The organism is Vibrio sp. QJM3NY_39 (genome assembly GCF_057785895.1).
Genome location: NZ_CM173505.1, coordinates 1,329,495 through 1,342,637, shown reverse-complemented (window position 1 = coordinate 1,342,637; position 13,143 = coordinate 1,329,495). Strand labels below are relative to the sequence as shown.

The window sequence follows — 13,143 nt, the reverse complement described above, 5'->3', positions numbered from 1 at the left end:
TGGAATGAAACAATACGGCTTTTACATTGATTCAAGTAAATGCACGGGTTGTAAAACCTGTCAGCTTGCTTGTAAAGATTATAACGATCTAGACATCAAAACGAACTACCGTCGCGTATACGAATACGCAGGTGGTGGCTTCACTCAAGATGGTGATACTTGGGTTCAGAAAGATGTCTTTTCTTACTACCTATCTATCGCTTGTAACCACTGTACTAACCCAGCGTGTGTGAAAGTGTGTCCTTCGGGCGCTATGCACAAACGTGATGAAGACGGTTTGGTTGTGGTTGATGAGAGCGTATGTATTGGTTGCCAGCACTGTAGCAATGCGTGTCCTTACGGCGCACCACAATACAATGCTAAGAAAGGTCACATGACGAAATGCGATGGTTGTTACCAACGAGTTTCTGAAGGCAAACAGCCTATCTGTGTTGAGTCTTGCCCACTTCGTGCATTGGAGTTTGGCGAAATCAATACACTTCGCGAGAAGTACGGCTCTGGTGCGGATGTGGCTCCACTGCCATCTTCAACAGAAACGCTACCGAACATCGTGATTAAGCTGAACAAAAACGCGAAGCCGACTGGCGATACCAGTGGTCACCTAGCAAACCCGAAGGAGGTGTAAGATGATTTTTCATGAGTGGTCTTTAATCTTCTTTACGGTGCTGGCGCAAACTGCGGTTGGTGGTTACTTACTGATTGGTGCTCGTGCACTGGTACTTGGTCATGACGAAGAGAAACTAAACAGCTACAAGGTTCCAATGTTCATTCTGTGGGCATTAATGGGTCTTGGGTTTATGTTCTCGACAACGCACCTAGGTTCTCCACTGCGCGCGTTTAATGCCTTTAACCAATTAGGCTCAGCTTGGTTGTCTAACGAAGTGTTCTTCGGTGCGGCATTCTTCGCTGTCGGCGGCCTGCAATGGCTACTGTCTGTGGTTAAGAAAGGTGGCGTTGCTATCCAGAAAGCACTGATGGTCGGCGCTATGGTGCTGGGTGTTATCTTTATGTACGCGATGATCAACGTATACATGATCAACACAGTACCGACGTGGGACAACATCTACACACCACTGAGCTTCATCATGACGATGGTTGTGGGCGGCTTGCTGCTGTCTCAGTTTGTGATTGTATTCGCAAATGACAGCCGCTTTACGGTTGACCGTAACATCACCATGCTGGCTGTTATCGCAGTTGCTATCAGCTTGCTTGTGACAGTAGGAAAACTGAACCTAATCGGTGACATCCAAACTTCAGCGGCAAAAGCGTCTGAGTTAGTCGATGGTTTAGGTAACTATGTGATTCTTCAAGTGGCACTGCTAATGGCAAGCTTGTTGATTTGGATTCTACCTATGCTGAACAAAGCAAAAGTGAACCCAGTAAACCTTGGCTTAGCACTAGTATTGTTCTTGGCTTCAGAGTTAATCGGCCGTGGTTTATTCTATAGTCTACATATGACAAGCGGTTTGTAATCACGCATTACGTGTAAACATAGCTGCTTGTTTGGTTATCTAGAAGGCTAGATAAACTAAAGGCCCAACACCTATTTAGATGTTGGGCCTTTTTATTTCGTTTTTTCTCGCGTTTTTAGTACAGACTTGGTTAGCTCGCCTAAATACTTACTTAATAATAGCCGCTGGAATAAACATGTCTTTCAATCGCTTAACCGAAGAGTAAGTACCAAACATCGGTTTGTTGTCTAAATGCCTTCTCAGCATATCGGCAGCAACGGTCTTAATCACGTTACGTTGGTCTTCGCGTGAGTATTGACGATAAAATTCAAGCACCTGACCCCATTCTCCCGCTTCGGTCGACAATGCAACGCTGAATGTGTTGCCTTCTAACTTGCCAGTCACCAAAGCTAGCTCAGTACCGCACTTCTCTCTTGTTGCGCCAGCCAGAGCAAAGGTTGCAGCTAATGGATCGCTCTTCTCAAGTTCACTCTCTTTTGGCTCAGCCATCACCCACGAATGCCCGAAGCAATCTTCAACCTGCTCATTCAATTGCAGCCACGCTGACAATGCGCCTTTGGTCGACACTTCAGACACAGATAACGTCTTCTTTTTCTCAGCCATTATGTGGCCAATATGATCAACCATAGGCTCATCAACACTGACGACATTACTTTCTAGCAGCTTGTAAACCATTTGCAGCAACTTAACGCGAGTTTCTAAGTCTGCCTTAGGACCAAACAGTTTGACCTCAATGAACGGCAGATAAGAACGGTAGCCAAGTTCATAGCCGGCAGGAAGCTTAAGCTGATCTAACACATCCGAGATACCCGACTCAGACAAACCAAACGTAAACAGTCGACTGCATTCAGAGGCAACCACTTGAGGGTAAGTACGCGACAAATCAGGAATAATCTCAAACGTCACCATGCGTTTGAATTCACTCGGTACACCCGGAGTGAAATAGAAAGTCGCATCGTTGATTTTCAGTTTGAAGCCGCAAGCCGTGCCCACAGGGTTATCGACAATCTCTGAACTCGCTGGCAACAAAGCTTGTTTAAGGTTGCTGTCCGGCATCGGCATACCACGTCCAGAAAACATCTCTTCCATACGAGTTAGCCATTCAGGGAACATGACGAGTTTCTGCTCTGAAGCCGTCGCAGCCGCAGCCGCACTCATATCATCAGTTGTCGGTCCTAAACCACCATTAACGATAACCACATCATAGTTAAAACTCAGCATCAACAGTTCTTCAACTAGAGCATTCATTTGGTCACCCACAGTCGAACGTTTCGCTAGGGCAAAACCGTGCTGATAAAACTCAGCAGACATCCAAGCTGCGTTTGTGTCTACAATGTCCCCATGAAGAACTTCTTCACCAGTGCTTAACATTGCGATTTTCGTCATATTTCTATCCTTTGTAGTCATAAAAAGACACTGCATTATTTACAAACTGGTCTATGGTTGAGTTTGAGACATTTCACCTTTTCACAAATATTAATAATGTTAAATCTAAGGTTTTCTTAGGAAAAGCAATAAATTATTAGTTCCCTAAATCAGGCATTTAATAGATAATTGTGACTCTGATCAATTCTTAACTTCTCATGGAGACCCTTGTGGCCAAATCACCGTTACTAACGAAGGTTACTGCTGCATTTTCAATGCTAATGTCAGTTAACTCGGTTGCAAGCCAATACGACTTCGACCAGCCAATCAACCTTTCTTACTCGGATGAATGTGCTCAAGATTACTGTGTTAATGAAAGCTTGTACACCTACAAGCCTAGCAAGAACTATGCACTAAGCGAATCAAGTGATCAGTACGATCTAACGATCGATAAGCAACCAATCTACCTTACCGTCAGCGATGGCAAAGATTGGGATTACTTAATGGGTCAAACCTACACTATTCTTGGCCTAAGTGTCGCAACCGTTGGTCTAATGACTCTTTTACCTGAAAGTATCACTAAGTGGGATGATGACCAACGTGATATCAGCGCACTGGGTAAAAAATGGAAAGATAACGTTTCCGAAGGCCCAGTATGGGATCGTGACGAACACTTCCTAAACTACGTGATGCACCCGTATTTCGGTGGTGTTTACTATACAGCAGCTCGACATGCTGGTTACGACGAGTTTGAGTCTTTCATGTACTCTTGGACAATGTCGACCTTCTTCTGGGAATACGGCGTAGAAGCGTTTGCTGAAGTACCTTCATGGCAAGATCTCTTCATCACACCTTTCTTTGGTGCCGTTGTTGGTGAAATGATGCTAGAAGCAGAACAAGACATCGTTGCTTCAGGTGGCGAAGTGATGGGCTCTCAAACCATGGGTAATGTGTCTCTATTCTTCCTAAACCCTGTTGGCCATATCCACTACTGGGTAAGTGATGCATGGGGTGGTGACGCGGAAGTTAATCTGAATACTAACCCTTGGTGGGATAACCAAGACGCAGCTCGATTCGCCTACGATGCTGGCGCACGATACGATTCTCAATTTGTTGGTATGAACTTTAAAGTAACGTTCTAAATCGTCTTTCAGTCTATGAATTTCAAGTTACTGCATTCCTAATAAAAGCGACAACTCTTCTAAAAAGCGGCTCTCTAGCCGCTTTTTTTGTGCCCTACTCTTCATTCTCTTTTTTTACTTCACAGCTTAGTTTCAAAAATTGACGTAGGTCAAACATTGTTCGATGTAAACTTCTACACTGAAATTAAAGAACTTTATCGCGTGATATCAAACATTTAATTAGAAACGAATCATTGAAACTTTGGGGGCTGATATGAACAGTACATTTATCGTAAACTTTATCGGAAAAGCATCACCAGCAACAATCAAACAACTTGCTGCTGTTACTCACGAAAACGACGGCAAATGGCTCATCAGTAAAGTTAATTTTATTGAAGACCAGGTCGCAGGCGTACTTAAGGTTCAACTTCCAGCCATCAACGAATCGATTGTCAAAGAGGCTTTCAGCGCCAATACTGACTTGATCGTGCAGTTTGTTGATTCAGACCACACTCACAACGCACAAGATACAATCCATCACTTAAGGCTCGACTCTAACGACAGAGCCGGTATCGTCAACGAAGTGACACATGTATTAGACAGACAAGGGATCAGCATTCTCGATATGGACTGCCACCGTGTCTTTATCGCCGGTGGCGGCGGTGTTAGCTCAAGCTTATTTACTTCCAAGATTGCCGTTAAGCTACCAATCGAAGTTTTGATTGATGACGTAGTGAATGAACTCGAAACACTCAGCGAAGATACTCGAGTGATGATTGAGAGTTAAGTTACCTACCCTCCCGACAATGGATTCGTTGTTGGGAGGTTAACTAATGAGAAACACACTTCACTTACATAACTTACAAAAATACGAATAAAAAGGATAGAAAAACATAACCTAGACATATGAAACCAAGCATTTGTATGGATTTGTTGTTATCATAGATATCTTATATAATTTAGTAGCTTAGGTTGATACATGGAAAGAAAAAGGTCGAGTTGGCAACTCAATGCCATCTCAGTAATCCTTCTCACAACACTATTTAGCGGCTGTAAAAGCGGCCATGAAAATAATGACAGTGGAACAACAACGACAGGAACCAGTACTGGTTCATCCTCTTCCCCAGTTACTGTTAGCCTCCCTAATAGTGTTTCATTTTCTGAACCACAATCAGGGTCAAAAACAGAGTCGATCACCGTTTCTCTTTCCGAAGCCTTAAGCCAAGATCTAACCTTGACGATCTCAACCAGTGACGTGACGACACGTTCCAGTGGCGCGTTCAAGAACTACGATGTTATCTCTAGCCAAAACGTCAAAATTGCGGCAGGAGCAACAAACGCAGATCTGCCATTAAACCTTGTGCACAATAATCTGTATGAAGGAAGCAAAACTCTTCATTATTCTATAAGCGCAGATGGTAGCGATCTATATAAAATCGACAATGCTCAAACAAATGTGACGTTATCCGATAGTGATTCTGAACCAAGTATTCGCTATAGCGACACCAGCAAAGTGGTCTTAGAAGGGGATAGTGACAGCAGTAACATTGAGTTAAGCCACTATTCCTACCAAGATATTACCGTTACGCTAGAAAAAAGTGGGATAGCTTCAAATGATGATTACACCAGTAATCTTAGTAGCATGACTATTACGATTCCCGCCGAAAGTTTAACGCACGCAATAAAAGTAACAGCCAAACAAGATAGGCTAAGTGAAGGGGGGGAATCGGTTGTATTCACCATGTCCAGTAGCGGAAATACCTCGATCGATAGCGATCACAACTCGCTGTCATTTTATATACCCGGCGATAGAGGGATTAACGATACGGGTTTTACTACCTACTCTGATGGTGCAACCCACGATTTAATATCTGCGCCAGCCAATTACCCCGGGCAAGATGCCAACTATGGTTTAGATAGTACTAACGGTACAGACCACTCAGACGGTCAATACGGCTTTAAATTCACTAAATTAGATTACAGTGGCAACATTCTTCCAAATAGCGCCACGGATTGGTCTTGCGTTCGAGATGAACGAACAGGTATGTATATTGAAGCCAAACAGCAACCAATCGACTTACCAAATCAAAGCGCAATCGATCAATGGTTAGAAGATTACGCCAATGCCCCTGATGCAAACCCGTACCCATATTCGACAAAATCGGCCTACTGGCGCAGCGCTGCCTACCAATACACATGGTATGATTCAGTTTCCACAACGAATGGCGGTTCTGCCGGTCATAAAAATGATGAGCTTCTGGCTGACGGACCAATTTCTTCTACGTGTGCTTACTCGACCAATTCTTCAGGTAATAGACGTTGTGATGCCGAAGGTTACTTAGCCAACCTAAATAGCTTTGGTGCATGTGGCGTCAATAACTGGCGTTTGCCTTCTCCGGCAGAAGCTCGTTCATTTATTAACTATAATGTGGGCACTATTGACCCAACGACTGTTGATTACTTCCCATACATCAAGAATGTGAGCTCTGTTGATACTATTTTTACGCAGTCCACTTCTGTTGGAGCCAGCAGCAGTGCATGGTGTATGGATACATCAAGCGGGCAAATGAAACTTTGTAACAAAGGGACTTATCAAGGTGTTATCGCAGTAAGTGGAGTAGTCGAATAATGAAACTTAAATATTATGTTATAGCAGCCCTATTTGCTCCGAGTTTAGGCTCCGCTCAAACCTGTGTTGAAAATCAACCCGCTTCCCAAACTGATGGTCAATTCATCGACCGCCAAGATGGAACGATCTTAGATATACACACCAACCTGTTATGGGCCAAATGCAGTCTCGGGGAAACCTATGATACAGAAAGTAATCTTTGTAGCGGGTTCCCTACGAACTACATCTCTTTTCAAGATGCTTTGGCCGCGGCGGCTGATACAACATTAACAACAATTGGATCTCAAAATAGTTTTAGACTACCAAATATCAAAGAGCTTGGTTCCATTGTTGATTACCGCTGTACCCAGCCAGCTATTAATCTGAGTTACTTCCCAACAACAATAAATGCACCTTATTGGACAAATACTCCGGACAATAATGGTATCAATACTAATCACGACGGATTGATAATTGACTTCACAGAAGCACAAGAAGTAACCACAAATTCAAGTGGGATGACCCTTATCCGCTTAGTAAAAGAATTGAACGAGTAAAACACTCTTTCATCAAGTAAGAGTCCAAAATCAAAAAGAGCAGCTCATTGGCTGCTCTTTTTATTGTTCTGAAGCTATGACTCAGTTACTTTACTGACCACTGCGACAGAGAACGTTTGAAGTCGTCATAGCCAAACTCATTCAATTTTTGAATTTCGCCATTACTGCGCTCACAATAGATAGACGGCATTTTCAAACCATTGAACCAATTCAGTTTCACCATGGTGTAACCAGCACTGTCCAACAGATGCAGCTTTTGACCAATTTTCAGAGGCTCATCAAAGCTCGCTTCGCAGAATTGGTCGCCCGCAAGGCATGAACATGAACCAATCACATAGTCGTGACTGCCTGTTTCTGAGGCTTCCAATACCGATGCTGGCTCATTGTAAATAAGCGTATCAAGTCGGTGCGCCTCGGTAGCTGAATCGACAATTGCCGTTTTCTTCACGTTCTCTACGATATCAACCACTGTCACAACCAAGTCAGTTGTTTTAGTGATGATGGCTTCACCCGGCTCAAGGTACATCTGCACGCCGTGCTTTTCAGAGAAGGCTTTTAGCGCAAGACCAAGCTTTTCAATGTCATAGCCCGGCCATGTGAAGAACACACCACCGCCCATGCTCACCCAGTCCAATTTATCTAAATGCTCACCAAACTGTTCTGAGATTGAATCAAGTAGGCCGATAAACGCACCAACGTCTTTGTTCTCACAGTTCATGTGGAACATCACGCCATTAATCTCATCAAAGATCTCAGGTTTGATGTGATCAGCTTGTACGCCCAAACGAGAAAATTGACGCGCAGGGTTTGCCAAGTCTTGCCCTGCGTAGCTTACGCCCGGATTCAGACGTAAACCCAGCGACGCTTTGCCTTCAACAATATGACGGTACGCTGCGAACTGGCTTTGTGAGTTGAAGATCATCTTGTCGCAGATATCCGCAACTTCTCTCACGTCATCTTCGCTGTAACCGACACTGTAAGCGTGCGTTTCACCACCGAAAGTTTCATGGCCAAGTTTCACTTCGTATGGACCAGAGCTTGTCGTGCCATCGAGGTAAGGTTTGATGATGTCAAACACACCCCATGTCGAAAAACACTTCAGTGCCAATACCAACTTCACACCTGAAATCTCTTTCAGCTGCTTAGCTATCTCTAAATTCGCAATCAACTTGTCTTCGTTGATCATAAAGTATGGGGTTTTTAGTTCGTTGTTTTGCATGTTAATACCTTGCGGCCCTCGAGTTCACGAAGGCACATGATAATCGAACAAAGCCGACGCAACAGCATCGGCTTGTATTTGTACGTTCTTGTCATTCTGAAAACTTTGGATTGAATACGCAGAACTTTACCCTTGTAGCTAGGACATCGCGCGAAGTTTACGAATGTAAATAAGCACGATGGACAACGCAACGAGGGCAAAGAGCCAGAATTACTTCAAAGTATGGATCAGAGGTAAACCAGCTGCAGGCTCTAGCTCTTGGACATGCCAATCTAGACCGATCTCAGGCATCGTTGCTAGAAACGGGTCTGGGTTTAGCTGTTCCATGTTGAACACACCTTTATCAGCCCATTCGCCACGGAAGAACTGAAGTGCAGCCGTAATCGCTGGAACACCTGTTGTGTAAGAGATCGCTTGGTGCTCTACGTCTTCGTAAGCCACTTCGTGGTCTGCGTTATTGTAGATGAATACGCTGCGCTCTTTACCGTCTTTCTTACCTTGAACCCAAGTACCGATACACGTTAAGCCCGTGTAACCCGGAGCCAAAGATGTTGGGTCTGGTAGTAGTGCTTTAAGAACATGCAGAGGCTGAACCACAGTACCATCGTGCAGTGTTAGCGGATCTGGGCTAAGAAGACCGATATCACGCATGCAGTTGAAGTAGTTCAAGTATGCATCACCAAAGCCCATCCAGAATTCGATACGCTTAGCTGGGATGAACTCTTTCATTGAACGAACTTCATCATGCGCCATTGAGTAAACTTTGTGAGAACCACAGTTCGGGAATTCAAATTCAAGCATACGAGAGTGACAAGGTACTTGTTTCCACTCTTCATTTTCCCAGTAGAAAGAATCGCCTTGGATCTCAAGCATGTTGGTTTCTGGGTCAAAGTTTGTCGCAAACTTCTTGCCGTGATCGCCAGCATTCACGTCCATCACGTCAATTGAGTCAATCTCATCGAACAAGTGCTTAACCGCGTACGCTGCAAAGATTGATACCACACCTGGATCAAAACCAGCACCAAGAATACCTGTGATGCCCGCTTCAGCGAACTTCTCACGGTAGCCCCACTGCCAATCGTAAGCTTGTGGTACTTGTTGACCTTCAGAACATAGGTCAACCGCTACCGATGTATCTAGGTAAGATACTTTAGATTGGTAACACGCTTCCATGATCGCCATGTTTACCCAAGGAGGACCAGCGTTGATAACTAGATCAGGCTTAACTTCTTTAATCAAAGCAACAAGCGCATCAACATCGTCAGCGTCTACTGAACGTGCTTCTAGTTTCTTAGTTAAATCTTTAAGGTTGTTTTTACCTTTAATCGATTCGATGATTTTTTCACATTTCGCGATTGTGCGCGAAGCGATTGTGATATCACCCAGTACTTCGTTATTTTGTGCTGCTTTATGTGCAACAACCCAACCAACGCCGCCTGCACCAATTTGTAGAATAGCCATAGTATTAATTACCCTTGTTGTTCTGCTAGCTCAGTGGCTAGAGTCTGAATTTTGTTAATTAGAGATTTGAAATCTGATGTTTTTAAGCACGGGTTCAAGATAGTAAATTTCAGCGCGCTTTTACCATCGACGACCGTTTCGCCAAGAACGGCAACGCCACGAGTCAGCGCCTCCAGTCTTAACGTCTGATTCAGTTTGTCTAAATCAAGAACGCCGTTTGCCGATTGCTCATTGCTAGGCACCGAGCGGAACAGCACAGTAGACAGTGACGGCTCAGCAAGTAACTCAAAATCGTCATGCTTCTGAATCAGATCGGCAACTTGAAGCGTCTGCTCTAAGAGATGGTCGTACATATCGCCCAATTGCTTTGGCCCAACGCTTTGCATCGTCATGAAAACTTTCAGTGCATCGAAACGCTTGGTGGTAGCAATGGATTTATCGACCAGATTCGGCAGCTCATCGTGCTCACGATTCAAGTAATCTGCGTGATGCAGTAAGTACTTAAAGTTCGCTTTGTCTTTGAGCAGCACCGCACCACAGCTGATTGTTTGGAAGAACAACTTGTGGAAATCAACGCTGACAGAGTCCGCTTTTTCGATGCCTTTTAGACGAGCTTTATGACTACTTAAGATAAGCGCGCCACCATAAGCACTGTCGACATGGAACCAAAGATCTTGTTGGTTGGCGATTTCAGCTATCGCTTCGAGGTCATCAATAGCACCGTGATCGGTTGTGCCCGCCGTACCAACCACAGCAAAAGGAATCAAACCTTGAGCTTTAAGTGCTTTCACTTCTGCGTCTAGCAAGTCCGGCTTGATCGTGCCGTTTGCATTGGTATCAACACAACACACTGCCGCTTCGCCTAAACCCATTAAAGAGGCCGATTTTTGAACCGTGAAGTGAGATTTCTTTGAACATAAGATACGAAGCTTGCTTGCGTATTCTGGTAAGCCAAGCTTTTGGATTGAGTGGCCATTGTGCTTATCTGCAACCCAGTCTCTCGCAAGCAATAAACCCATTAAGTTACTTTGCGTGCCGCCGCTGGTGAAAACACCATCAGCTTGATCGCCAAGTTGGTATTTCTCACACATCCAATCCACGACTCGTTGTTCAACATAAGTCGCTGCAGATGCTTGGTCCCATGAATCCATTGATTGATTCAACGCCGCGATAATCGATTCCGCAGCAACAGAAGCCATAAGAGGAGGAGTGTGAAGGTGTGCAATACAGTCTGGGTGCTGCACGAAGATAGAGTTCGCTGCGACTAAGTCAGCCGTGCTATCCACAACATCAACCAGAGCGTGTTGGTTGTTATCGAGATCGACAGCATTGATGGCAGCTTCTAGCACTTTAGGGTCTAAACCTGAGTAAGGGGCTTCAACCTGTTCAAAAACCGCTTTCATCGCTTGAGTAGTTTGGTTCATCACGCTAGCAAATTCGTCGCTACCGCCTAAACCCGTCTGGATGAAATGCTTGTTCCATTCCTGATTTGATTCTTCGCTTTGTGTTTGGTCTTGTCGTAAACCACCACCCGCTGCGATGATCGCTTCTTCCATGACGCGCAATGCAAAGTCGATCTGCTCAAAAGAGATAATCATAGGTGGAAGGAAACGAATTACCGAACCATCACGACCACCCTTTTCAACCATCAAGCCACGCTCTAATGCTGCTCGTTGAATCGCTAACGTCAGCTCGCCGTCTGATTGCGGCTCGCCAAATTTGTTGAGTTCGCCGTTTGGTTGCTTGATCTCAGCGCCAAGCATCAGGCCTTTACCTCGAACTTCAGCAATACAGTTCACACGAGATTGAATCTTCTCAAGCCCATGACGTAAGTATTGACCTGCGATGTTCGCGTGTTCAACCAAACCATCACGCTCGATGATTTCCAGTGCTTTAGCACCAGACACCATTGCTAATTGGTTACCACGGAATGTACCGGTATGTTCACCCGCTTTCCAAGTATCAATGCTCTTATCGAACACAAGCAACGACATAGGCAGTCCGCCACCAATCGCTTTAGACAGGCACAAGATATCAGGATTAACACCAGATTCTTCAAACGCAAAGCGATGGCCGGTTTTACCCACACCACATTGAATTTCATCAAAGATCAGTAGGATGCCGTGCTCATCACAGATGCGACGTAAATCTTGTAGCCAAGATGCCGGAGCTGGAATCACGCCGCCCTCACCTTGTACAGGCTCAACGATCATGGCAGCCGGTTTCATGATGCCAGATTCGTCGTCATTCAACATGCGCTCGATGTAACGAATGCTCGCGTTAGCACCCGCTTCACCACCAATGCCAAACGGGCAGCGAAGGTTGTATGGGAAAGGCATGAAATGTACGTCAGACATCAAGCCGCTACGACGTTCTTTCGTGCCAAGGTTACCCATCATACCCATAGTGCCGTTAGTCATGCCATGGTAAGCACCACGGAAAGCAAACATGGTGTTACGACCTGTTGTTTGCTTGGCTAGCTTGATAGCCGCTTCCACAGCATCAGCGCCAGACGGGCCACAAAATTGAAGAACCGAGTTAGTTGAAAAATCTTGAGGGAGAAACGCTTTAACTCGCTTGATAAACGTCTCTTTTGCTTGAGTCGTAATATCAAGTGTTTGGTATGGCAAACCAGAATCGAGTTGCTCTTTAAGTGCTTGGTTAATCTCAGGGTGGTTGTAACCCAGAGAAAGTGTACCGGCACCAGCTAAGCAATCGAGAAAGAGTTGGCCACGAGTATCTTCAACTAAAACACCACATGCTCTTTTTATAGCAATCGGTAGGCGTCTTGGGTATGAACGAACATCCGATTCATGCTGTTCTTGCTCAAGCAAAATAGCGTCGGGTGTTAAGTCGTAAGTTCCCTCTACGATAGGAACCATAGTTGAAAATGAATTTGCGATAGTATTAATATCGACTTCAAAGGCGGTAGTCATAAAAGTCCCCTTGAATGTGTTCATACTCACCTCCATCAGACGCAATTGCACACCGTCCCTCTATTGATTTAGAGAGAATTCATAGTGAAACACGCGTATTGTCTAGAAATGAGATATAGCTGTACGCTCGTATAAGTCAAATGACGAATACGAAATTAGTCCGTCTTAGGACAGCAAAAATTAGTTAGCGCGAGCTCAAGGTTCAGTAATGCTACTGTTTTGAAGAATTGGACATTTTTGCAGTATCGGACAGCTATGAAGAACTGGCCCTTTTGGAAATGCAGAGCTGATTAGCAATGTTGTTATTAGTGTATTCAATGTTGGGTTTCCCATTAGCATGGCGAATTGCGCCATAAGTATCCCGTCTATCAGCTAAAGGATTAGCCGATACCTACCCTACGTAA

General features: G+C 44.6%; 10 protein-coding genes. 6 read left to right on the top strand and 4 right to left on the bottom strand.

The genetic code is table 11. The features are described from left to right. The first annotated feature begins 4 nt into the window (after positions 1-4). Together AC3CHU_RS06095 and AC3CHU_RS06090 are read left to right on the top strand one after the other, a co-directional pair. Positions 5-625: a DMSO/selenate family reductase complex B subunit gene (locus AC3CHU_RS06095; protein ID WP_004733360.1), complete on the top strand. Its 621-nt coding sequence runs from the start codon at positions 5-7 to the stop codon at positions 623-625. A 1-nt stretch (position 626) separates the two neighbouring features. Further along, positions 627-1,472, top strand: coding sequence for a dimethyl sulfoxide reductase anchor subunit family protein (locus AC3CHU_RS06090; protein WP_054547350.1), 846 nt, complete (start codon positions 627-629; stop codon positions 1,470-1,472). A 147-nt stretch (positions 1,473-1,619) separates the two neighbouring features. Here the strand turns inward: AC3CHU_RS06090 and AC3CHU_RS06085 are convergent, their stop codons facing one another. Then, positions 1,620-2,858: a CinA family nicotinamide mononucleotide deamidase-related protein gene (locus AC3CHU_RS06085; protein ID WP_171309114.1), complete on the bottom strand. Its 1,239-nt coding sequence runs from the start codon at positions 2,856-2,858 to the stop codon at positions 1,620-1,622. A gap of 209 nt (positions 2,859-3,067) precedes the next feature. Between AC3CHU_RS06085 and AC3CHU_RS06080 the strand changes: the two genes are divergently transcribed. From AC3CHU_RS06080 to AC3CHU_RS06065, 4 genes are all read left to right on the top strand, one after another. Continuing rightward, positions 3,068-3,979, top strand: coding sequence for a DUF3943 domain-containing protein (locus AC3CHU_RS06080; RefSeq protein WP_054547348.1), 912 nt, complete (start codon positions 3,068-3,070; stop codon positions 3,977-3,979). A gap of 253 nt (positions 3,980-4,232) precedes the next feature. Further along, on the top strand, positions 4,233-4,745 hold the full coding sequence (locus AC3CHU_RS06075) for a glycine cleavage system transcriptional repressor (protein WP_010438087.1): 513 nt from the start codon (positions 4,233-4,235) through the stop codon (positions 4,743-4,745). Between the two features lie 192 nt (positions 4,746-4,937). Beyond that, positions 4,938-6,587 carry an Lcl C-terminal domain-containing protein gene (locus AC3CHU_RS06070; protein ID WP_488525242.1) on the top strand — a complete coding sequence of 550 codons (1,650 nt, stop codon included), beginning with the start codon at positions 4,938-4,940 and terminating at the stop codon, positions 6,585-6,587. Then, positions 6,587-7,123, top strand: a complete 537-nt coding sequence (locus tag AC3CHU_RS06065) for an Lcl C-terminal domain-containing protein (RefSeq protein ID WP_146457118.1) — start codon at positions 6,587-6,589, stop codon at positions 7,121-7,123. Before AC3CHU_RS06070 ends, AC3CHU_RS06065 begins: the two co-directional genes overlap by 1 nt. A gap of 85 nt (positions 7,124-7,208) precedes the next feature. On the opposite strand, the gene nspC is transcribed toward AC3CHU_RS06065, so the two are convergent. From nspC to AC3CHU_RS06050, 3 genes are all read right to left on the bottom strand, one after another. Continuing rightward, positions 7,209-8,342 carry a carboxynorspermidine decarboxylase gene (gene nspC, locus AC3CHU_RS06060; RefSeq protein WP_488525241.1) on the bottom strand — a complete coding sequence of 378 codons (1,134 nt, stop codon included), beginning with the start codon at positions 8,340-8,342 and terminating at the stop codon, positions 7,209-7,211. Between the two features lie 210 nt (positions 8,343-8,552). After that, on the bottom strand, positions 8,553-9,803 hold the full coding sequence (locus AC3CHU_RS06055) for a carboxynorspermidine synthase (protein WP_010438082.1): 1,251 nt from the start codon (positions 9,801-9,803) through the stop codon (positions 8,553-8,555). An 8-nt stretch (positions 9,804-9,811) separates the two neighbouring features. Then, positions 9,812-12,763 carry a diaminobutyrate--2-oxoglutarate transaminase family protein gene (locus AC3CHU_RS06050; protein ID WP_488525240.1) on the bottom strand — a complete coding sequence of 984 codons (2,952 nt, stop codon included), beginning with the start codon at positions 12,761-12,763 and terminating at the stop codon, positions 9,812-9,814. Positions 12,764-13,143: the final 380 nt, after the last annotated feature.

Bases quoted from the DNA above. Each gene is read 5' to 3' on its own strand.
- AC3CHU_RS06085 (WP_171309114.1), bottom strand. From the start codon at position 2,858: ATGACGAAAATCGCAATGTTAAGCACTGGTGAAGAAGTTCTTCATGGG.
- AC3CHU_RS06065 (WP_146457118.1), top strand. From the start codon at position 6,587: ATGAAACTTAAATATTATGTTATAGCAGCCCTATTTGCTCCGAGTTTA.
- AC3CHU_RS06070 (WP_488525242.1), top strand. From the start codon at position 4,938: ATGGAAAGAAAAAGGTCGAGTTGGCAACTCAATGCCATCTCAGTAATC.
- nspC (WP_488525241.1), bottom strand. From the start codon at position 8,342: ATGCAAAACAACGAACTAAAAACCCCATACTTTATGATCAACGAAGAC.
- AC3CHU_RS06050 (WP_488525240.1), bottom strand. From the start codon at position 12,763: ATGAACACATTCAAGGGGACTTTTATGACTACCGCCTTTGAAGTCGAT.
- AC3CHU_RS06095 (WP_004733360.1), top strand. From the start codon at position 5: ATGAAACAATACGGCTTTTACATTGATTCAAGTAAATGCACGGGTTGT.
- AC3CHU_RS06055 (WP_010438082.1), bottom strand. From the start codon at position 9,803: ATGGCTATTCTACAAATTGGTGCAGGCGGCGTTGGTTGGGTTGTTGCA.
- AC3CHU_RS06090 (WP_054547350.1), top strand. From the start codon at position 627: ATGATTTTTCATGAGTGGTCTTTAATCTTCTTTACGGTGCTGGCGCAA.
- AC3CHU_RS06075 (WP_010438087.1), top strand. From the start codon at position 4,233: ATGAACAGTACATTTATCGTAAACTTTATCGGAAAAGCATCACCAGCA.